Source organism: Halosaccharopolyspora lacisalsi, assembly GCF_014137975.1.
Taxonomy (GTDB): domain Bacteria; phylum Actinomycetota; class Actinomycetes; order Mycobacteriales; family Pseudonocardiaceae; genus Halosaccharopolyspora; species Halosaccharopolyspora lacisalsi.
This window is the reverse complement of the sequence record NZ_JACGWZ010000001.1, coordinates 1,510,554-1,530,586: the sequence shown is the minus strand read 5'-3', so window position 1 is coordinate 1,530,586 and position 20,033 is coordinate 1,510,554. Positions and strand designations below refer to the sequence as shown.

Annotated in this window: 20 protein-coding genes; 3 read left to right on the top strand and 17 right to left on the bottom strand. The window is 69.3% G+C overall.

Translation table 11 applies throughout. The annotated features are described in order from the left end of the window. Positions 1-23: 23 nt before the first annotated feature. The 12 genes from FHX42_RS07430 to FHX42_RS07375 all read right to left on the bottom strand — a co-directional run bounded on the left by FHX42_RS07430 (position 24) and on the right by FHX42_RS07375 (position 11,825). Entirely contained in the window at positions 24-1,253 is a 1,230-nt protein-coding gene (locus FHX42_RS07430) for a CaiB/BaiF CoA transferase family protein (RefSeq protein ID WP_182543334.1), read from the bottom strand. Then, on the bottom strand, positions 1,240-2,034 hold the full coding sequence (locus FHX42_RS07425; RefSeq protein ID WP_328795943.1) for an enoyl-CoA hydratase/isomerase family protein: 795 nt from the start codon (positions 2,032-2,034) through the stop codon (positions 1,240-1,242). The genes FHX42_RS07430 and FHX42_RS07425 overlap by 14 nt, the downstream gene beginning before the upstream one ends. 550 nt (positions 2,035-2,584) lie before the next feature. Continuing rightward, on the bottom strand, positions 2,585-3,460 hold the full coding sequence (locus tag FHX42_RS07420) for a GntR family transcriptional regulator (protein WP_182543332.1): 876 nt from the start codon (positions 3,458-3,460) through the stop codon (positions 2,585-2,587). 2 nt (positions 3,461-3,462) lie between these two features. Then, complete coding sequence (pdxA, locus tag FHX42_RS07415) at positions 3,463-4,518, bottom strand: 4-hydroxythreonine-4-phosphate dehydrogenase PdxA (protein WP_182543331.1); 1,056 nt, start codon at positions 4,516-4,518, stop codon at positions 3,463-3,465. 25 nt (positions 4,519-4,543) lie between these two features. Continuing rightward, positions 4,544-5,788: a four-carbon acid sugar kinase family protein gene (locus FHX42_RS27295; protein WP_182543330.1), complete on the bottom strand. Its 1,245-nt coding sequence runs from the start codon at positions 5,786-5,788 to the stop codon at positions 4,544-4,546. After that, a complete protein-coding gene (locus FHX42_RS07405) occupies positions 5,785-6,831 on the bottom strand; it encodes a 2-keto-3-deoxygluconate permease (RefSeq protein ID WP_182543329.1) in 1,047 nt (348 codons plus the stop codon). Before FHX42_RS07405 ends, FHX42_RS27295 begins: the two co-directional genes overlap by 4 nt. 1,040 nt (positions 6,832-7,871) lie before the next feature. Then, a complete protein-coding gene (locus FHX42_RS07400; RefSeq protein WP_182543328.1) occupies positions 7,872-8,282 on the bottom strand; it encodes a hypothetical protein in 411 nt (136 codons plus the stop codon). Between the two features lie 386 nt (positions 8,283-8,668). Continuing rightward, positions 8,669-8,932 carry a GlsB/YeaQ/YmgE family stress response membrane protein gene (locus FHX42_RS07395; protein WP_182543327.1) on the bottom strand — a complete coding sequence of 88 codons (264 nt, stop codon included), beginning with the start codon at positions 8,930-8,932 and terminating at the stop codon, positions 8,669-8,671. A 51-nt stretch (positions 8,933-8,983) separates the two neighbouring features. After that, complete coding sequence (locus FHX42_RS07390; RefSeq protein WP_182543326.1) at positions 8,984-9,397, bottom strand: hypothetical protein; 414 nt, start codon at positions 9,395-9,397, stop codon at positions 8,984-8,986. A 584-nt stretch (positions 9,398-9,981) separates the two neighbouring features. Further along, positions 9,982-10,812 (bottom strand): formate/nitrite transporter family protein, encoded by an 831-nt coding sequence (locus FHX42_RS07385; protein WP_220479605.1) that lies wholly within the window; start codon positions 10,810-10,812, stop codon positions 9,982-9,984. A 153-nt stretch (positions 10,813-10,965) separates the two neighbouring features. Continuing rightward, positions 10,966-11,424, bottom strand: a complete 459-nt coding sequence (locus FHX42_RS07380) for a hypothetical protein (protein ID WP_182543325.1) — start codon at positions 11,422-11,424, stop codon at positions 10,966-10,968. A gap of 32 nt (positions 11,425-11,456) precedes the next feature. Next, positions 11,457-11,825 carry a DUF2267 domain-containing protein gene (locus FHX42_RS07375; protein WP_182543324.1) on the bottom strand — a complete coding sequence of 123 codons (369 nt, stop codon included), beginning with the start codon at positions 11,823-11,825 and terminating at the stop codon, positions 11,457-11,459. A 316-nt stretch (positions 11,826-12,141) separates the two neighbouring features. Here FHX42_RS07375 and FHX42_RS07370 point away from each other — a divergent pair, with 316 nt between their 5' ends. Further along, positions 12,142-13,179, top strand: a complete 1,038-nt coding sequence (locus FHX42_RS07370) for a baeRF2 domain-containing protein (protein ID WP_182543323.1) — start codon at positions 12,142-12,144, stop codon at positions 13,177-13,179. A 669-nt stretch (positions 13,180-13,848) separates the two neighbouring features. Here the strand turns inward: FHX42_RS07370 and FHX42_RS07365 are convergent. Together FHX42_RS07365 and FHX42_RS07360 are read right to left on the bottom strand one after the other, a co-directional pair. Next, a complete protein-coding gene (locus FHX42_RS07365; RefSeq protein ID WP_182543322.1) occupies positions 13,849-15,084 on the bottom strand; it encodes a cation:proton antiporter in 1,236 nt (411 codons plus the stop codon). A gap of 101 nt (positions 15,085-15,185) precedes the next feature. Next, entirely contained in the window at positions 15,186-15,668 is a 483-nt protein-coding gene (locus FHX42_RS07360; protein ID WP_182543321.1) for a cation:proton antiporter regulatory subunit, read from the bottom strand. A gap of 315 nt (positions 15,669-15,983) precedes the next feature. Here FHX42_RS07360 and FHX42_RS07355 point away from each other — a divergent pair, with 315 nt between their 5' ends. Further along, positions 15,984-16,196, top strand: a complete 213-nt coding sequence (locus FHX42_RS07355; RefSeq protein ID WP_182543320.1) for a hypothetical protein — start codon at positions 15,984-15,986, stop codon at positions 16,194-16,196. On the opposite strand, the gene FHX42_RS07350 is transcribed toward FHX42_RS07355, so the two are convergent. Further along, positions 16,197-16,640 carry a tyrosine-type recombinase/integrase gene (locus tag FHX42_RS07350; RefSeq protein ID WP_182543319.1) on the bottom strand — a complete coding sequence of 148 codons (444 nt, stop codon included), beginning with the start codon at positions 16,638-16,640 and terminating at the stop codon, positions 16,197-16,199. Positions 16,641-16,902: 262 nt separating this feature from the next. Here FHX42_RS07350 and FHX42_RS07345 point away from each other — a divergent pair, with 262 nt between their 5' ends. Beyond that, positions 16,903-18,390: a potassium/proton antiporter gene (locus FHX42_RS07345; RefSeq protein WP_407926209.1), complete on the top strand. Its 1,488-nt coding sequence runs from the start codon at positions 16,903-16,905 to the stop codon at positions 18,388-18,390. 150 nt (positions 18,391-18,540) lie between these two features. On the opposite strand, the gene FHX42_RS07340 is transcribed toward FHX42_RS07345, so the two are convergent. After that, on the bottom strand, positions 18,541-19,098 hold the full coding sequence (locus FHX42_RS07340) for a CHAP domain-containing protein (RefSeq protein WP_182543317.1): 558 nt from the start codon (positions 19,096-19,098) through the stop codon (positions 18,541-18,543). Between the two features lie 301 nt (positions 19,099-19,399). Next, on the bottom strand, positions 19,400-19,975 hold the full coding sequence (locus tag FHX42_RS07335; protein WP_328795942.1) for a TetR/AcrR family transcriptional regulator: 576 nt from the start codon (positions 19,973-19,975) through the stop codon (positions 19,400-19,402). Positions 19,976-20,033 lie beyond the last annotated feature (58 nt).

Sequence of the window (20,033 nt, the reverse complement as noted above, 5' to 3'; positions counted from 1 at the left end):
CTGCCCCCACTTCGGGACCCGACTCACCGAGCATCGTCATGGTCGCCCTCCGGCGCACCCGACTGCTGCACGATACCCCGTGCCGTCCACTGCTCGATCTGCTCGGTCGAGTACCCCGCTGCGGAGAGCACTTCCCGGGTGTGCTCTCCCAGAAGTGGCGGGGCGCCCCGCAGCCAACCCTGCTCGGTTCCCGCCACCTTCACCGGCTGCCCCAGCACTCGCATCGTGCCCAGCGACGTGTGGTCGACCTCCTCGACCATGCTCAGGCTCTCGGTGACGGGATGGGTCAGGGCTTGCTCCAGGTTCAGCACCGGAGCGCACGGGATCCCCGCCGGGCCGAGAAGCTCGATCCACTCCTGGGTTCCACGGGCGCTCAGCGCGTCCTCGATGAGACCGCGCAGCTCGACGCGGTGGGCCATCCGCGAGGCGTTGTCGGCGAACCGGGCGTCCTCGGCGTAGTCGTCCAGTGACAGGGTGGCGCAGAGCTTGTGCCACATCTTCTCGTTGCCGCAGGCCAGGGTTATCGCGCCGCCTTCGCCCGTGGCGAAGGTGCCCTGCGGGAACATGATCGGGTGATCGTTGCCGTCCTGCCCCGCCACCGTGCCCAGGCTCAGATACTTCTGCGCCTGGTACGACATCAGGCTCAGCATCGACTCCATGAGTGAAGACTCGACCCGCGCGCCCTGCCCGGTACGCTCCCGCTGCAGCAGCGCCGCCAGCACGCCCACCGCCCCGAACACGCCGGTGGCGGAATCGGCCACCGCGATCCCGGCCCGCAACGGCCCCGTCTGCTCGGTGCCCGTGACACTCATCAGGCCGGACATAGCCTGGGCGATCTGGTCGAAGCCCAGCATCGAGTCGCCCGGTGGTTTCGAGCCGAAACCGGTGACCGAGACGTGGACCAGCTCCGGATTGAGCGCGCCGAGCGTCTCGTGGTCCAGCCCCATGGACTCGGCCGTTCCGGGGCGGAAGTTCTCGACGAACACGTCGGCCCCCGCGATGAGCTCTCGCAGGATCTCCCTTCCCTCGGGGCTGCGCACGTCGATCGCGAGGCTCTGCTTGTTGCGGTTCGAGGCCATGTAGTAGACGCTCTCCGACTCGTGGAACGGGCCGGACTGGCGTGCCGGATCACCGCTCGGGGTGCTCTCGACCTTGATCACTTCGGCGCCGAGGTCGGCCAGCAGCATCGTCAGGGTCGGGCCGGAGAGGTAGCGCGTCAGGTCCACCACCCGGATGCCGTCAAGAGCGGGCATGGTCTCCCCTTTCGCCGGTGAACTCCGGTGCTCGTTTCTCCCGGAAGGCCGCGATCCCCTCCGCGAGGTCGGGACCCTCGTAGGCCTCCACCGTGGTGCGGGTCAGTGCCTCGGTGTCGGCCGCTGTGAGCGCGCGCCCGGTCATGTCCGCGACGAGCTTGCCCGCTCGGATGGTGATCTCCGAACTGGCGTGCACGTTCTCCACGAGGTTCACCGTCTCGGTGACCAGGTCCTCGGCAGCGACGCCGCGCTGTACCAACCCCAGCCGCAGCGCTTCGTCGGTGTCGATCAGCCGGCCGCTGAAGAGCAGGTACTTCAGCGCTGCGGGACCGATCAGCCGGGCCAGGGCGTTCGCCTCGGCGTAGCCGAGCGTGACTCCGAGCCGCCCGATCGGTACGCCGAAACGAGCGGTGCTCGCGGCGATGCGGACGTCGCAGGCCGCGGCCAGTTCGCAGCCGCCGCCGACGGCCAAGCCGTGCACCATGGCGATGACCGGTACGGGTGCCTCCGCTATGGAGTTCACCGCTGCCGCGATCGCCTCGGTGTAGCCCAGGGACGCCGCGGCTCCCACCCGCACCTGCGGAAACTCGGCGATGTCGGCACCGGCCCCGAACGCGCGTTCCCCGCTTCCGCGCACGACCACCGCACGAGCGTGGTCGTCCCGTCGGATCGCGTCGAATATCGTCGCGATCCGGCGCCACGCGGCCAGGCTCAGCGCGTTGAGGGCTTCGGGACGAGCGAGGGTGACGACGTGTACCGCTCCGTGGTGCTGGTGAGCCACGTGATCCGCAGTGCACTCCGCCGGCGGCTCGGTTCGAAGCAGCGTCCGTAACTCTGCTCCCGGAAAGCCGGGCTCGGGCCGTCGACCTCGTTGTTCACTCACACCATCACGCCCCTCTCCACCGCACAAGCACTGTAAGACTATTGTCTACAAAAGCCAATAGCTTGGGCACCGTACGAGTCCCCGTGCCCGTTCGGGGAAGCGAGCACTGTGCTGCCGATGCCTGCGGAGTCCGGCAGGACCGTCCGAACTCGTCACCGCGGAAGCGAGCTTTCAGTCCGCGATGACGGGGACGGCGCCCTTCACGGCCCGCAGCGCGGAGGTGCCGCGGTCCGCGGGCTCCCCAGCAGGTTCCTCCCGCAGGGATGCACCGCAGTCTTCAACGGAACTGTCGAGGGCATCCCCGGTACTGAGTCCGTCGTGGACTTTCGTGGTGATGCCTCGGGGGGCTCCGGAGTTGCCGAGGACGGTCCGCTGCGTTCGGACTCCCTGTCCCGGCCGAGTCCTTGCGCTCCCGACGAGCTGGACGCGGCGCCTGCTGTGGGCGGAGTCATTCATTGGCGAGGCTGTTCAGCAACGTCGCGAGCCGCTGGGCCGAGTCGGCTGCTGTGCGCAGGTCCTCGGGGGCGGACTCGTGTCCCCGAGGTGGGTCGTTCGGAAGATCGCTCGACGACGCGCGGGCGACTGGCCCGGAGAGCGCGGCCGTACCGGTGTCGTCCTGGACATCGATGTCGAAGGCGATGTCACTGGCGCTGTGCCACGTCGCGAAGACCTCCAGCGGTCGTCCCAGCTGATCGTTGCCGTGGCCCTCGAGCAGCAGCAGCGGGGATCCGGGGGCGACGTCCAGCGAGGCGGCGAGGTCGGTGTCGGCTGCGACGGCACGCACTTGACGTCGTCCGTTCGTCGGTCGTAAGCCGAGTCGGCTGGTCAGCATGTCGTGCAAGGACGCGTCGGTGAGCTCGTCGGAGCTCAGACCGGAGCAGCGCGGCAGCGGGAGGTACGTCCGGATGTAGGCCAACGGATTGCCCTCGACGCTACGCAGCCGTTCAAGCCGCAGCACCCTCGGAGTGCCGAGCCACTGCGCGACGGCGGGTGCGTCCTCCTCGCGCAGTTGGAGAACCCGTGTCGTCACGGTCAGACCTTCGGCGGCCATCTGGGAGAACAGGCCACTCGAGCGCTGCACGAGGCGGTGGTGCTCTCCGGCCGGTGCCACGACGCTGCCCCGTCCCCGCCCCTTGTCCACCAGTCCTTCGGCGACGAGGGTGGCCAGGGCCTGACGCATCACGGAGCGCGCCACCCCGAATCGTTGCCGCAGGGATTCTTCGCTGGGCAGCGCGAAACCGGCCGGGAGCCGACGGTCGCGGATCTCCTCGCGCAGCGCCTCCGAGACCTGCGCGTGCAGCGGGCGGGAACTCGACCGGTCCATGACTACAGGGTAGGGCGTGGATCGGCCGGGGCGTCGGCCTGCTGAGCGGTCTGCCACACGTGATCCCAGCCGGGTGCGAGTTGTGCCGCGCGGCGGCAGGCCAGGACGAGGCTGTCCTCACGGGCGATGCCCCGGCCTGCGATGTCGAAGGCCGTGCCGTGATCGACCGAAACCCGGACGACGGGCAGACCGACGGTGATGTTGACCCCGTTGTCGCCGTAGACCGCCTTGAAGGGCGCGTGTCCCTGATCGTGGTAGCAGACGACGACCATCTGCCACTGGCCGCGCACCGCCGCCGGGATCAGTGCGTCCGCGGGAAGCGGTCCCACGGCATTGATCCCCCCGGTCTGTGCTGCCGTGATGGCCGGCGCGAGCACGTCCGCGTCCTCGTGGCCGAAGAGGCGCCCCTCACCGGCGTGCGGATTCAGCCCGGCGACGCCGATTCGCTCCGCTGGGCGGCCCAGAGCCTTGGTGAAGGCACCGGCCAACTGCAGCACGGCATCCGTGCGCTCGCGTGTCACCGCGCCGATGGCATCGTGCAGCGACACGTGGGTGGTGAGGTGGAAGAAGTACAGGTCGGCCGCGGACAGCACGAGGCTGTAGTCCTGAACTCCGAACTCGTGCGCCAGCAACTCGGTGTGACCGGGCCACTGGTGCCCGGCGGCGTGCATGGCGGCCTTGTTGAGCGGAGCGGTGACGATGCCGTCGACCGCTTCTCGCTTCGCGAGGTCGCAGGCGGCCACGACGTAGCGACAGGCGGCATCGCCGGCGACGTCACTGAGCGAACCGAGTGGAACGTCGGGCAGCGAGTCACCGACCGGGACGACCTCGATGGTGCCGGGTTGGTTGGTGGCCTGCCGCGGGTCTTCGAGTTCACGAACGACGTCCGGGTCGCCTCCCGCGATCGTGACGCCCGCACGAAGCGCGCCGACGTCGCCGACGACGACGGGGACGCACTCGGAGCGAAGGTCGTCGTGGCCGAGAAGGCACTTGGCGGTGATCTCGGGGCCGATGCCCGCGACGTCTCCTACGGTCATCGCCAGTGTCGGCTTGTTCATTGCTGTCCCCTTGTTCTGACGCGTGTTAGCAGGTGTCCGCGTGCCGCACGGCGCTGACGAGTGCGTCGGAGGCACCGAAGCCACCGGCCTTCGTGATGACTCGCAGGCCGTCGACGGCGCCGCCGACGAGGAACCCACTCGGGATGCCTTCGCAGACCGCGTCGCGAACGGCGATTCCGGTGCACTCCCACCGGTCGACGAGTGCTCGCGCTCCGTCGCCCCCGGTCACGATGACCGCGCTGGCCGGCTGGTGGGCGTGCAGGCGGGCAACGAGATCGGCCAGCCGTTGCGCCACGGTGTTCCCGACGGGCGTCCCCTTGTCGGGGCGCTCGTCAGGAGCGGTTACGAGGACGACCGCGGGCAGGTTCCCCGGGGGAAAGCGCGCGGTGCACCACGAGGCGAAGGATTCCTCGTCGAGGAGGTCGTCCAGGTCCGGTGCCAGGTGCAGGAAGTCGCTACCGCCGGATTCACGGAGTCGTTCTTCTTGTGCCCGAGCGACCTTGTGCAGCGAGGTGACCAGGACCACCACGGGTCCGGTCCGGGCGGAGTCCGGATTGCCCCCGAGATCCCGGCTGCCGCCGGCGGGTCGCCAGGTGGTGGCCAGGGCGTTGGCGAGCCCGGCCGAGCCCACGGGGACGACCTTCCGGCCGAGTCGAGCCAAGGCTTGGGCGATCAGCGTGAGCTCCTCGTCGTTTTGGGCGTCCAGTGTCAGGACGCGCGACAGCCGGCCGTGCCCGGCGAGTTCCGAAGCCAACAGCTCCGGATCGCGCGTGTCGGGAAGCTGCACGTGCGTCGAACCGGGAAGTAGATCGGCGAGCGTCGAAGAGCGCACCGGGGTCACGGGGTCGCGACCGGCGGGTGTGCTCTCGAGACGCTCACCGTCCACGAGTGCCGTGCCGTCGACGACGGTCCGCCCCATGCCGGGGTAGGCCGGGCACACGACCGCGAACGCGTCCTCGTGCACGGCGGACCACGCCCGCAGGGCGCCGTCGACCTGTGCGGTCACCGAACCGCGCATGGTCGAATCGATCTTGACGTAAAGGTGCTCGACGCCGCCGGTCAGCAGGTGCGTCACGGCCTCAGCGGTGATCCTCACCGCGTCGTCACCCGCGGAGCGCGCGTCGGTGCTGAGAGCGAGCACGCCCTTCCCGGCTGGGTCACTGTCCGGAGACAGGGTCAACAGCGTCGCCCAGCCCTGCCGCGCGAACTGCACCGCGGTGTCGTTCGCGCCGGTCAGATCATCGGCCACGACGGTGACGTCGCAGGTCACAGTTGCCCTCCGGAAGCATTCGAGGCGTCCTCCCGCGGTGCTGCGGGAACTGCCGCGCTCTCGGCCACCTCTGGAGGCTCGAGCGCACCCGCACGCTTGAGGAAGAACGAGGCGAGAAGTGGTGCCAGGATCGCGGTCACCAGGACGGAGGCGGCGACCTGTGCGGTGGCGGTCCCGACGTACTGCTCGAACCTCGGGTCGGCAGCCGCGACGACCGCCGGTGTGGCGATGGCGTTGCCAGCGGTGGTACCCGCGGCGAATCCCAACGCTGAGCGACGGCCGCGGCGCAGCAGGTAGCGGTAACCGAGGAAGACGAGTCCACCGGTGACCGGAGCCACCACGACACCGACGAGCACGCCGGTGAGGCCGCCCGTAACCACCGCCCCGAGGTCGATGCCGGTACCGAGCGCGAAGGCGAAGAAGGGGATGACGATGTCGGGGACCGGGCGCAGGCGCTCGCGCCACTCAGCGTCGACGTTACCGACCAACACGCCCAGCAGGAACGGCACGATCGCGGCGACCAGGGCCAGTACGGGGATGTCACCCAAGCCCGATGCGCCGAGAAGGAGCAAGGTGAAGAACGGACCGTCGTTGACGGCCGAGGAGATGTAGGCCCCTCGGTCGCGCTCGTCACCGTAGTGGCCGGTGAAGGCCAACCAGAGCCCGCCGTTGCTGTTGTCGAAGGACGCCAGCAGCGCGAGGACCGAAACGCCTAAGATGCCGTCGAGCCCGACCACCGCGCCGAGCGCGACGATGATCCCGGCCGGGATCAGGCTCTTCGTCAGCAGCACCACACCGGTGTGTGCCAGGACGGACCCACCGGTTCGCCCGGTCACCTGCGTACCGGTCGTGAAGATCAGCAGCCCGATCAGGGGCAGGGCGCTCTCCTTGAAAAGCGCCGTGGTGAAGCTGCCGATCTCGAGCGCGCTCGGAGCCAGGGTGCCGATCACGGAACCCAGCACCAGCGGGATCAGCATCGAGCCGCCCGGGACGCGGTTCATGGCGCGGAAAAGCGGGACGCGGGACTTCACCCTGTCGGACATCACGCCACCCTTCCGGTGACCTGCCCGTCCAGCACGCCACCAAGCTGTACGTACACCTTGTACGTACTTCGGCGGGAGAGTCTGCCTCATATCAACGCGCATGGGAAGTTCCTCCCCCAAAACCACCACTCCGCGCCGGCACACCGCTCTCCTGACCTCAAGAGCCAGTGAGCTTCCCCGGCGTGAGGACACCCGGCCGAGTTCGGCATCAATCGCTCGGACGGTGCCTGACAGCTGAGGCAGCAGCGCGTCGATCGCCGGCTGGTCCAGCCGACTGCTCGGCGAAGTCAGCGAGAGCGTGGCGACCAGTTCTCCGACGGCACCGCGGTCCCCGACGGGTTCCTCTGCCTACCGGTCACCGCTCTGACCAGGAGAAACCGTACTCCGGCAAGCGCGGCAAGTCCGGGGTCAACGCCCAAAGCGGTGGGCACCCCGGACGTCCGATCACTGACCGCATCCGGACTCTTTCGCGGCGCCACGCACGATGACACCGCCTTCCGCAACAGCAGCCCCTACTCGGCGCCGGAGCACTCCAACACGATCGTCGGCGGCGGTTACCACGGCACCAAAGTGATCATGCCGATCAGGAGACCCGCCAACATCGAGCTCGACCGAGCGCAGAATTGCTCAACAGGACTCCGGACGGACCGCGTGCTCCTGTCGAACGTGCTCTCGCGCATCCGAAAAATGCAAAATCCTGGTACGGGGTATCGCAGGCGGCCGTGCGACCGCAACGCGTTGTCCACATCCTCACAGGGCTGGTACGCTTTCGTACCTGCTACTCGACCTCGTGGATGACGTTCCAGGAAAACTCCTCCTGCAACGGTTCTGAAACCAGCCGATGATGGGTCGTGAGAGCGCGTCCACGGCGAAAGCGGTATAGCAGAACTGCCCCTGGTTCAGCTCGGCACAGGGGATGTCGGTGATCCACAGTCGATTTGTGTCAGCGGTGCTGAAGTCCCGCTTGAGCAGGTCAGCAGGCCGGTCACCATCGGTGGGCGCGGTCGTGCGCGGACGTCGCCGGGCCGCAACGTGCCCGCTCATCCCGCCAGCCCGCCTGAGCCGTTCGACCGTGCATCGGGCCCGGCGGCGCAAGTGGTGCCAGATCTTACGAGCCCCGTACAGGCGACCGCTGTCCTCCCGTTCGGCGCGGAGGAACTCGGCCAGCTCAGCAGCCCGCCGCGCCCGGTTCGACGGGTCGTTTTCTCCCGCTGTTTGGTCGCGTAGTAGGTCGATACCGGAAACCGGGTCAGGTGGCGCAGTTCCTCCACCTCGAACTGCTCGTGAGAGGCATCCACAAAAGCGGGCATCGCGGTGGTGGGGGTCGAGTTCCTTCGCGAAAAAGGCGACGCCGCCTTGAGGATCTCGTTGTCCCGCTGCGACTCAGTCAATTGCCGTTCCCGCTCGGCGATCCGGGCATCGGTGGCCGAGTCCGACTCCGGCACGATCACGGCTCCCGCGTCTTCGCCAACTACCGCATCCGGATCCTGCTCGCCGCCGACGGACCACGCCCCTACCGCCGCCAACCCGACCCGACCGAGCCCGAACCGTGCCGATCTACGAGGGCCCGAATCGACCCCGTCGGACCGACGTGGTGGAAGTTCGAGCGTGTTCAGACACGGGGAGGGCCCGCCAGTGGCGGGCCCTCCCCGTTTGTGTGCGTCGGTGTTGTGGTTTCGGCGCGTCGCTGCGACGTGGGCCATCTCGCCCCGCCGCGCGCCGGCGGCGGGGCGGTGGCCGGGTGGTCGGTACCCACCGGGTCGAGACGATGAGCTCGGAGAGCAGCGAACCGATGACCTCCTCGGCGGTTCCGTCCCGGTGCACGATGGGCACTCGGTCAGGCGCGGGACCGGTGGAAGAGCAGGCGGTAGACGATCAACACGATCAACGCCCCGATCACCGCCCAGACGAAGCTGATCACGTTGAACCCGGAGATACCGCCGCTGGCGAACACCGAGGTGCCCAGCCAGCCCCCGAGAAGGCCGCCGACGATGCCCAGCAGGATGGTCACGATGATGCCGCCGGGGTCCTTGCCCGGCAGGATGAACTTCGCGATGGCGCCGGCGATGAGGCCGAAGAGGATCCAGCTCAGAATGCCCACCGTACTACTCCTTCCTTCGCGCCCAGGGTGACTGGGCGGTGTTTTTGCCCGTTATTGGTTGCGCGTCTGGCTACGCGGTCCCGAACTGGCGGACTGGTTGCGCGACGTGGAGGTGGTATCAGCCCGGGAGGCGCTTCTCGACTTCGCCGTCCCGGTCGTTCGGGAGCGAGTTCGAGTGCTTCCCCCTGCAGCGTGCTCTGCGGAGGCGGTGGAGGTGTCCGAGTCCTCTGCCGAGGAACTCCGCTCCTGACCGGAAGCGTCTTCCTCCGCGCGGGAACGCTCGTGCCGCATCGCGTCGCGGATGTCGCGGAGCACGAGCGTCTGAGCCGTCAGGGCCCAGTACAGAACCGCGTTTTTGGGTTTTACCCGCGCGACGGCCTCCTGCCCGCGCGCGAGTGCCTCCTCCACACTGGTAACAGGTTTCCCGGCCTCGTCACCCTTGGTTTTCTTCTTGTCGTCGGCCATGGCTGGTCCTTCCTTGCCACTGGGCGTGCTCGTCGGATCCCGCTCGGGTGTCACTCGGTGTTGAACGCGTCGTCCGGATCGGGCCGAACCGCTCCCGAGGAGCACCCGGGCGAGGCCGACCACGGTGATCATTCATGCGAGGCGTTGCTAGTCGATCACGGGAAGCCACCTGACCCGCTGGCCAGCACGCTCTCGGCGGTGTCGTCGGCTCCAGCCGTGATCGCTTCGGCCCGGTTGCGGTCACGTCCGGGAAATCCCGGGCACCCACCGCATTCGGCCGTGAGGTGGTATGAACACATGCCGAGTCCGCACGCGTGATCTCGCACGCCGTGGTCATGGTCCCTCCTCGCTGGTCGTGGTGGTGCGCGTTCGCGTGAGCAACGCCGAAGCTCGTGCACTTCACTACCCCGGAGCTCTCGCAGTCACACGTGAGCCCCCGGGGAGAGGACGAGTGTCGAGAACCTCTGCACTCACGCCCGCATCGGATTCGCGAGTGGCCGAGTTCCTGCCCGACGAGTACGCCTCGTCCACTACGACCTCTGACCCCTCACCGCGCAGCACCCGAAAGCCCCCGCGCGATCCGTTCAGCTGTGGCGCCATTCGTAGATGCGGGTGTAGCCGCGCACGATGCGCAGCGCGGTGGTGATGCCGATCCCTCCGATGAAGTTGCCCAGCAGCGACCATCCGAACCACACCGCCCAGGCGCCGTAGCCGTACTCGGCTCCGGCGTGGATACCGGCGAAGACCAGCAGCGAGTCCAGGACGGAGTGGTGCATCCCGGTCCCGACGATGAGGAATCCGGTGACCACGCTGGCGATCACCTTGGCCACGTCGTTGTCGGTGCCGTTGTGCATGCGCGTCATCAGGGTGATCGCACTGCCGGCCAGGATGGCCAGGCACAAGCTCTGCAGCGAGACGCCCGCGTGCACGAACTCGGCGCCCAGGTGCGCGGCCGTGGAGCCCAGCTCGGGAAAACCGAGCATCACCAGCCAGGTCAGCACCCAGCCACCCACGAGGTTGCCCAGCAACGTACCGGCCCAGAAGCGCATCAGGTGCCGGTAGCGGGCCTCTCTGGCCACCACGACCACGATGGGTACGAGGAAACCCTCGGTGAACAGCTCGGCGTAGCCGAGCAGCAGGGCGATCAGGCCGACCGAGAACGCGATCCCGGCCAGCAGCGAGCTGCCGGTGGCCTGCTGGACCGTCAGCAGGGCCAGCACGCCCAGGGCCACCTCCATGCCGGCGACCAGCGCGGTGGCCAGCAGCTGCGGCCACGTGCGGTACAGGCGCGGGCGGCCCTGCTCGACGATGCGGTCGATGGCCCTGTCGACCGCATCGTCGCGCATCCGCTGCTGCCCCCGCGTGTCGTGCGGGGAGAAGAAGCGGTTCTCCGGCTCGTCCTGCTCAGTGCTCACGAAACTCCCGTCGACCGTGTTCTCCCGCGCATCCGACGTCGATCGGACCCGCACCCTCGCTGAAAGCGATACCGCCTTCAGCGCCTTCCCGCCACGTACCTCTGTGAAACCGTGGGCGAGCCAGCGAGTCCCCTCATCTCGGGACGCCCCCGGTCAGACGGTGAAGGTGTCGGGGTCGGCGGCGTACCGGCCGGGGAGCCAGTCGCCGGGGGTGGTCGCGCTGCCGGGGTCGAGCTTCCGGCCCGGCTGCAGGTAGGGGGACAGCTCGGCGCAGGAGCGGACCGTGTGCGGGTCGAGGCGCTTGCGCAGCATGTCGGGGCGCGGCTGGGCGGGGGTGCGAGACTCCCGCGGAGGCCGTGCTCTGCGGGCGCTTGCCACCGCGGCCCGCTGGGAGCGCTGCACGCGCAGCGCCTCCTCACCGACCACCAGTGCCCGGGTGCGCTCGGGGTCCTGGGTGGCCACCAGCGCGTTGCGCACGATGCGCGGCCCCTCGGCCAGCGGGGTGCCGACGTGGTCGACGAACTCCAGCGGTGCGGCGCCGGTGCCGCGGGCGGCACCGGCGCCGCCGATGAGCTCCGGCGTGAAGTCCTCGTCGCGCATGGCCTCGCACACGACCAGCACCTCGCAGCTGGGACGCGGTGCCCTTACCGGAAGAGCTCGGCGATGGAGCGGGGCAGCTGAGCCACCGTGTCGTCGGTTTCCCCCTCGGGGGCCCAGGCGCGCAACGTGGTCAGCACGGCGCGGGTCTGGTGCTCGGCGGTCTCCAGGTCGGTGGTGGCGATCTCACCACTGACGCGGTCGAGGAACTCGGTCTTGTCCAGCGAGCGGGCCTGGCCACTGCGTTGGGACAGTTCGCGTTGCAGCTCCGGCGGCAGCCCCCGGGTCAACTCGTCGACCTGTCCGGCGCTGACGGCCTCGGCCAACGTCGTCAGGGTGGCGCGGGCCACCCGGGAGGCCTCGTCGACCGAGGACAGGCTCGCTGCCTGCTGCACCTGCTCAGCGAAGGTGCGCATGGACGCACCCTGCCAGATCTCTTCCACGGTGGTTCCTTCCTCGCGCTATGTCTGCCGGTCGTGTGGTGCCGGCCCGCACCGAGGGCCGGCGGAGGTTGACGCGATCTCACGACATGGCCTCCAACGCACTGCCCGCACCGGAGGGCCGGCAAACATGACGTAGAACACCACCCGCAGCGAGTGGTTTCGCCGGTCCGCGCACCGGGCATCCCGCAGCTGCCACTACGGCCCGGAGAAGACGATCTTCACGGGGGTAGCCAGACTGCCGCGCCCGGCACGGGCCGTGCCGGGCGCTGACGAGGAAGGAACGACAGCGATGGAGTTGACGCGGCTGCGGTCGGTCTACGAGTACGAGGGCCCGTTCGCCACGGTGTACCTGGAAGGGCGCTCGCCGGGCGAGGACGCCGGGCAGCAACTGCGGCTGCGGTGGAAGACACTGCGGGAGCGCCTGGACGAGGCCGGCGCCGGAGCCGGGGTCCTGGACGCGGTCGAGGCGAGCGTGACCACCGCCGAGGCCGGTGAGGAACAGACCAACGGACGCGTGCTGGTGGCCACCGAGGCCGCCGGGGTGGTTCTCGACGAACCGTGGGACGCCGCCCTGGGGGCCGGGGACGCGGCGCACTGGACGCGGCTACCGGAGCTGGGGGCCTACGTGCGCGAGGAGGCCCGGTCGGTGCGCATGCTGGTGGCCATCGCCGACGAGCAGCACGCCGTGGTGCGTCAGGAAATCGTGGCCGAGCAGCACGCCCCCCGCGACCTCAAGGCCGAGACCGTCGAGGGCGGCTCCGACTCGCGGACCCACAAGCCCCGGGGGGCGGCGCTGGCGCACAAGCAGCTGCAGCGCCGTGCCGAGCAGGCCGTCGAGCACAACGCCGAAGACATCGTCGCGCACCTGCGCACGATCGAGGCCGGATTCCGGCCACGGCTCCTGGTGCTGGCCGGAGAGATGCAGGGCCGCACCGCGATCCGCGACGCGCTGCCCGAGGGACTGGCCGAGCTGCACGTCGATGCCGACCGCGGCGGCGACCAGGACGAAGCCGCCGAGCAGGCCCTGGCCGAGCAGCTGCGCGAGCTGGCCGAGCACGAGAGCACCCGCAACGCCCAAGCACGGGCCGAGCAGCTCAATGCCGGCCTGGCCCACGGTCAGGCCGTGCACGGGGACCAAGCGGTGGCCCGAGCCGCCGAGATGGGAGCGGTGGACACACTGCTGCTGGAATACGGCACCAGCCTCGATCGCGAGGCGTTCCTGCTCAAGGTCTGCGCCGACACCAGCGCCCGAGCCGACCTCGTCGAGGCCGGCACCGACCTGGCCGACGGCGTCGGCGCCCTGCTTCGGTTCCCGCTCAACGACTGAGCACCCCGACCGGCCAAGCCCACGTCGGTGGCGAGGACGGCGCCGAGTGTCAGCAGCTCGGCGGCGAACCGGTCGGCTTCGGCTCCGACCCGTTGACAGGCCCGCCTGCCTGGTGGAGGGCGAGGTGGCCGAGCTCGTGGGCCGGGTGACCCGCATCCGGTCGGCCGGCACGCCGGTCAGGTGAAACAGCGCGAGATCCCCTACCGGCTACGTCCGGCGTGACCGGCACGGCGGTAAACGATCTCGACCAGCGCGGGGCACCCCTCCGGAACCGGGGCGATATCCGCTGGTCAGCGGATATCGCCGGCCGCCCAAGGCCCTCCCGCGCCCCAGCGGCCGAACTCCGGTGGCAGGTCCCGCACTGGTGATCGACTCGATGCCGACTGCGGACGGCGCTGCGAAGAGGTAGCACCCGGCCCGGGACTCGTTGGCGACGCGGCTGTCGGTTGTCAGCGCGATGAGTGCGAGGGCAGTGCGTTGCCACACGGCCCGGCCAGCACAAGAGGCTGCTGGTCCTCATGACGCAGGCCGAGGCCGGAGGCACGACACGACAAGGACCGCCGTCGTCGCCAGAGGCCACCGTCGTCGCGGCCGGGTGGGTTGCCCGCGATGGACATCCCGTCCTCGTCGAAAGTTTACCGGGACACGGCGGTGGCCTTCGTTGGTGCTCTACGTGTGGCTGAGGGATTTCGTGGCGTCGTCGTGGTCGCGCCCGTCGTGTCCGCCGCGGCGGACACGACGGGCGCGACGGTGGACGAACAGCCGCGCCACGGGTTCGACCGTGCGGGCGGCGACCGGTCCGATGATGGCCATGAGGAGGACGTAGGTGGTGGTCAGCGCGGACAGCTCGCCCGTGACTGCCGGCGAGGACACCGCCAGTCCGGCGATGACGATGGAGAATTCGCCCCGGGCCACGAGAGCGGCCGCCGCACGAGCTTGTCCCATCGGGCGCAGGCCCTGCATCCGTGCGGCGAACCAGCCGGTGGCGGCTTTGGTAAGCGTGGTGGCCACGGCCAGCATCAGGGCGAACAGCAGGACCGGGGGGATGGCGCTGGGGTCGGTGTTGAGCCCGAAGACGACGAAGAAGATCGCCGCGAACAGGTCGCGCAGCGGTTCGAGTATCCGGGTGGCGTTGGTCGCCGTCGAACCCGAGATCGCGATGCCCAGCAGGAACGCGCCGACGGCGGCCGACACCTGCAGCTGGGAGGCGATCCCGGCCACCAGTAGTGCGGCGCCGAGCAACCGCAGCAGGAACACCTCGGCGTCGGGACTGTCGATCAGGGCGGAGACGTACTTGCCGAAGCGCAGCGCGATGACCAGCACCAGGGTGACCACCACCAGGGAGATCCCCACGGCGGTGAGTCCGCCGAGAAAGCTGACTCCGGCCAGCAGGGCGGTCAAAATCGGCAGGTAGACGGCCATGGCCAGGTCTTCGAACACCAGCAGCGAGAGAATGACCGGGGTTTCCCGGTTGCCGAGCCGACCGAGGTCGCCGAGGACCTTGGCGATGATGCCCGACGAGGAGATGTAGGTGACTCCGGCCATCGCCGTCGCCGCGACCGGCCCCCATCCCAGCAGCAGCGCCACCACGGCCCCCGGCGTGGCGTTGAGCACGATGTCGACCAGGCCGGCCACCCAGGAGCGGCGTAGTCCGGTGACCAGCTCCGAAGCGGAGTACTCCAACCCCAGCAGGAGCAACAGCAGGATGACGCCGATTTCCGAGGCGATGGTGGTGAACGGTTCGATCCCCTCCAGCGGGAGCATGCCGCCCTGGCCGAAGGCCAGCCCGCCGATCAGGTACAGCGGGATGGGTGAGATTCCGATCCGCCAGGCGAGGCGACCGAGAACACCGAGCCCGAAGAAGACGCCGCCCAACTGAATGAGTGATATTGCTGTTGTGTGCACCCTGTGGTTCCTCTCGCCCGCTCCCCACGCGCATCGTGATGCCGTTCTAGGCGGTGCCCCTCAGGTGCGAGGGTGTTGTCCGCGTGGCGGTGCGGGGTGTGTTACCCCTTGTCGAGGACCTCGCCGGCCGCGCGCAACCCGTCGGCCGTGCCGACGACGACCACGAGATCCCCTCCGGCGAACTCGAAGTCCGGACCCGGCGAGGGATGCGCGGTACCGCCGCGGACGACCGCGACGATGGACACCGAGGTCCGCGTGCGCATCTCCGTCTCACCGAGACTGCGGCCGTCGTAGGGGGACCCGGCTGCGACCGGCAGCTGCCACGTGGTGATCCCGGTGACTTCCCGCTGCTGCTTGGTGAGCTGGGAGACCAGTTGTGGCGCTCCGAGCAGGTTCGCCAGCGCACTCGTCTCCTCGCCGGTGAGACCGACCGAAGCCGCGACCTTGTCCGGATCCTCCCCCGCGGAGACGATCAACTCGAGACGCCCGTCCCGGTAGGTGATCACGCCGACACGATGGCCGGAAGCGGTGATGAAGTCCTGCTGCGTCCCGAGTCCCGGCAACGGGGTCACTGTGACATCCACGCCGCGATTGTATTGTGCGCCGACATCACGGCCACCCACCCGTGTCCGGTACTCGCAGGGCGGTGATGAGGCTGCCGGACGTCCCCATCAGCACACCGGTCCGGTTTACGCGACACTCGGCCGGTCGTGACTCCACCAGCATCACCGTGGTCTCGTGCCCCTGCTCGCAGCGCCGCACCGAGGCGTGCTCGGTGGGAGCCCTCCCCAGCGGTGCCGGCGACGGTGCCGGACCCGAGGCGCCATCCGACCCCGTGAGCACGGTGACTGAACACAGTCGGCCTATGACATGGTGTTTCACCGGGTCACGATGGGGTCGTGGACGTTGCTGCAGAGCTGCTTCCCGGGCGCGGAGTGGTGCACGAGTTCGTCACCGACGAAGGTGCGGGTGTCAGCGTCCACGCTGCTCGGGACGGTACTTTCGAGCTGTACACCCGCTGCGAGGACGACCGCGATACGTATCGGTGGCGGTTGAGGTTGACCGGTGGTGAGGCGCAGACGGTCGCCACGATTTTCACGGCGCGCCGCTGATCACGCGTACGAGCCTGCTGCGTGGTGGGGCGGCGGCCGGTTCGTGCGGGGTGGGGTCGACGCGTGCGGTGCTTCTCGTCGGTGATCAGTGCGGGGTTGCTGGCGTGGTCGGTCGCGGAGCGGGTGCCGGCGTGGTGGCTTCCGGGGGGTGGTGTGACCCGTGAGGTCGGCGACGGTGACCTTGTCGACGCCGTTGCGCAGCAGCTGGGCGCCGGAGGTGCGTCGCAGCGTGTGGTGGTGCGCGCGGGCTTCGCCGGCCTCGGTACCGGTGTCGTGGACCAGGCCTGCGGCCACGGCGATGTCGCGGGCGCGGGCCTCGGTGAGCGGGTCCCCACCAGCGCTCGGTTCCGCGCTGCTGGACAGCCAGTCGAGGAAGCCGGGAGGCGTAGGCGCGTCGCCGGAGAGGTCCGCCCGTGCCGGCCTCGCCCGGTACTCGGTCAGCATCGCGGCCGGATGCGACGAGGACAGCTCGGCCCGTGTACCGGTGGCGCCCGCCCTCCTGGAAACGGGCGTGGATCGCCGAGGATCCCACTCCCCGTTCGAAAACCGCCTGATAACATCACTCCTGATATTCGAGTCACGTCGGATCAGCCTGACACGCTACGGTCAGTCACTATCGGGATGCATGTGTCGCTCTTCCGCGATCCCCAGGGTGCGCGAAGCCGTCGAACCCGTTGGCTGACCACGGGATCGAGGACGGATGAGCCTGCAGCAGCTGTACGTGACGCTGCTGGCCGGCACCGGGGTCCTGCTGGGCAGCATCGTCGCCACCCGCCTCGCGTCCCGCATCGGGCTGCCGGCTCTGCTGGTGTTTCTGGTCTTCGGCGTCGTGCTCGGCGAGGACGGGCTGGGCATCGAGTTCGACGACGCGCAACTCGCCCAGAACCTGGGCACCGCGGCCTTGGCGATCATCCTGGTCGAGGGTGGTCTGACCACCAACTGGTCCGATGTGCGCCGGTTGCTGTCTCCTGCCGGGACCCTGGCCACCGCCGGGGTCGGCGTCAGCACGGCGATCACCGCCACGGGCGCTCATTTCCTGGTGGGCCTGAACTGGCAGCTGGCCCTGCTGCTCGGTGCGATCGTCTCCTCCACCGACGCCGCTGCGGTGTTCTCCATCCTGCGCGTGCTGCCGCTGCCCAAACGGGTCGCCGGCCTGCTGGAAGCCGAGTCCGGCTTCAACGACGCCCCGACGGTGATCCTGGTGCTGCTGTTCAGCATCACCCCTCTGCAGATCGCGCCGGGCGAGATCGCGCTCACCCTGCTCTACCAACTCGCCGCCGGCGTGGCGATCGGGCTCGCGCTGGGCTGGCTGGGCGCGGCGGGACTGCCCCGCCTGGCACTGCCGGCCTCCGGGCTGTATCCCCTGGCCACCGTCGGACTCGGCATCGCGGCCTTCGCCGCCGCCGGCGCGGCCCAGGCCAGCGGTTTCATCGCCGCCTACCTCGCCGGAATGGTGCTGGCCAACGCCGGACTACCGCATCGCTCGGCCACCCGCTCCTTCGCCGAAGGACTGGGCTGGCTGGCCCAGATCGGCCTGTTCGTGCTGCTGGGCCTGCTGGTCACCCCCAGCGAACTGGGCCGCGAGATCTTGCCCGCACTGGTCGTGGGACTGGTGTTGCTGCTGCTGGCCCGCCCGCTGTCGGTGGTCGTCTCGCTGGCCGGGTTCCGGCTGCCGTGGCGCGAGCACGCCTTCCTGTCCTGGGCAGGCCTACGTGGTGCCGTGCCCATCGTGCTGGCCACCTTCCCCGTCGTGGCCGGCGTCCCCGGCAGCGACCGGCTGGTGGACCTCGTCTTCGTCCTCGTGATGATCTTCACGCTCCTCCAGGGGCCCAGCCTGCGCCCGCTGGCCCGCCGCCTGCGGTTGATCCCCGCCGAGACCACCCGGGAGATCCAGATCGAGGTCGCGCCCCTGGACGTGCTCGACGCCGAACTGCTGACCTTCACGATCCCGTCCGACTCCCAGCTGCACAACGTGTCGATCACCGAATTGCGACTGCCCGACCCCAGCGTCATCACTTTGATCATCCGCCAGAGACGCACCTTCGTCCCCGACCCCGAGACCTGGCTGGAGGTCGGTGACGAACTGCTCCTCGTCACCATCCCCGCCCAGCGCGAGACCACCGAACGCCGCCTGCGCGCGGTCAGCCGCCGCGGCCCACTCGCCCACTGGCGCGGCGAATACGGCAGCCCCTGACCACAGCCACATCGACAGCACGCACGCCACTGCGGCACCAGGCACAGGACCGGTCAGTGGATTTCGTCGGTGCCCGAGCGGCTGGTGCTGCTTGTCCGACGGGCGCGGACCGACACCGACCCGCGCGCCCACCACGACCCCCGGACCTCGTCACCAGGGGCGCACACCGCCGTAGAAGATGTCCTCGCTGATCCGGTGCTCCTTGCGCATCACCCTGTCGGGGTCGTCCCCGGTGTTGCCCTCGATCAGCGTGACGGTATCGCCCTGGACCCGCTCGACCACACCGATGTGCCTGCTGGAAGCGGGACTCTCCGGACCAGTGCCGAACAGCAGCACATCACCCGGCCCGACGCGCTCCAACTGCTCGCTGCCATAGGACGTCCCCTCGGCCCGCCCAGTCGTGTAAACGTCACCGGTGAAGGCGAACTCGTCGTGCTCGACGTCCACGCCCGCCCTCTCCCAGGTCGACATGGCGAACAGCGCGCACCAGGGCACGCACCGGTCGGAGTACTCCTGGCACCCGTTGCCGACCTCCTCGGTGCCGAGCTCGGCCCGTGCCACCGTGACGATCTCCTCCTGCACGGTTCCGGGCGTGGCCGTGACCACCGGCGCTGCCGTGTCCCCCACCGGGACTCCGGACGGGAACAGCGCAAGCACGGCAACAGCGGTCGCGGCCGACACCGACAGACTCACCGCGCCGCCCAGCATCCTGCGGCTCCGGCGCGCGGCCGGCTGCCCGGCCCGGCCACCTCGGCGACCCCCCGACGAGGCCCCGCTCGGCATTGACGATCCCACCACCCACCACTACCCGCCATCGTTCACCGACAAGCACCTCGGAACGACAAAATCACGTCGGCACCGGTCAACCGCACATGACCGGAAGCGGCCCCACGATCTCTGATCGGCCTGCGCCCAGCGCGAGAGTGAATCTTCAACGCGTGCTGCCGGCACCCGGGGTGCTGGTGAGTAGTGCGGCACTGACCGCAGGAGGGGCGCGGGCGCGGTTCCCTCATCGGTCTCCGTGACCGTTGTCGAGAAGTGTGGTGGCGAGTTGCCGAACTTGCTGGACCCGGTTGTTGTGGTCATCGATGCCGATGTGGGCGATGGCTCCTTCGAGGAGCAGGAAGACGTGCTCGGCCACGCTCTCGGAGTCGACGGCTGGAGCGTCTTCGGCGACAAGGTCGGCGAGCCGGGCGCGGACGGCTTTCTTGTGGTCTCGGATCACGTCCAGACCTGGGTGGTCGGCGGGAAGCTCGGCCGCGGCGTTGAGGAACGCGCAGCCGCGGTTGATGCGCAGGTTCGGGTGCGTGAGGTAGGCGTCGACCAGCGTGAGCGTCCGGGGCCGGCCGGCCTCGGCCAGGCACTGCTCGAGATGGGACCACCAGATCTCATGGCGGTGGCGGAGATAGTCCACGACCAGCTTCTGTTTGGAGCCGAAGCAGTCGTAGAGGGTCTTCTTGGTCACCTCGGCGGTCTCGGCGACCAGGGCCACGCCGACGGAGTTGATCCCGTCGCGGTAGAACAACCTGCTTGCCACGTCGAGCACGCGCTGCCCGGCCGGGGTCATGTTCGCTCGTATCGCCACACCCAGGAGTATACCCACCGGTGAGTTGACTTCTCCGTTCCGCACTGTGCACCCTGGT

Coding starts and splice junctions, on each gene's coding strand:
- FHX42_RS07370 (WP_182543323.1), top strand. CDS start 12,142: ATGGAGTTGACGCGGCTGCGGTCGGTCTACGAGTACGAGGGCCCGTTC.
- FHX42_RS07430 (WP_182543334.1), bottom strand. CDS start 1,253: ATGCCCGCTCTTGACGGCATCCGGGTGGTGGACCTGACGCGCTACCTC.
- FHX42_RS07420 (WP_182543332.1), bottom strand. CDS start 3,460: ATGGACCGGTCGAGTTCCCGCCCGCTGCACGCGCAGGTCTCGGAGGCG.
- FHX42_RS07405 (WP_182543329.1), bottom strand. CDS start 6,831: ATGTCCGACAGGGTGAAGTCCCGCGTCCCGCTTTTCCGCGCCATGAAC.
- FHX42_RS07340 (WP_182543317.1), bottom strand. CDS start 19,098: ATGCTGGGCGGCGCGGTGAGTCTGTCGGTGTCGGCCGCGACCGCTGTT.
- FHX42_RS07390 (WP_182543326.1), bottom strand. CDS start 9,397: ATGGCCGACGACAAGAAGAAAACCAAGGGTGACGAGGCCGGGAAACCT.
- FHX42_RS07350 (WP_182543319.1), bottom strand. CDS start 16,640: ATGCTGACCGAGTACCGGGCGAGGCCGGCACGGGCGGACCTCTCCGGC.
- FHX42_RS07375 (WP_182543324.1), bottom strand. CDS start 11,825: ATGCGCACCTTCGCTGAGCAGGTGCAGCAGGCAGCGAGCCTGTCCTCG.
- pdxA (WP_182543331.1), bottom strand. CDS start 4,518: ATGAACAAGCCGACACTGGCGATGACCGTAGGAGACGTCGCGGGCATC.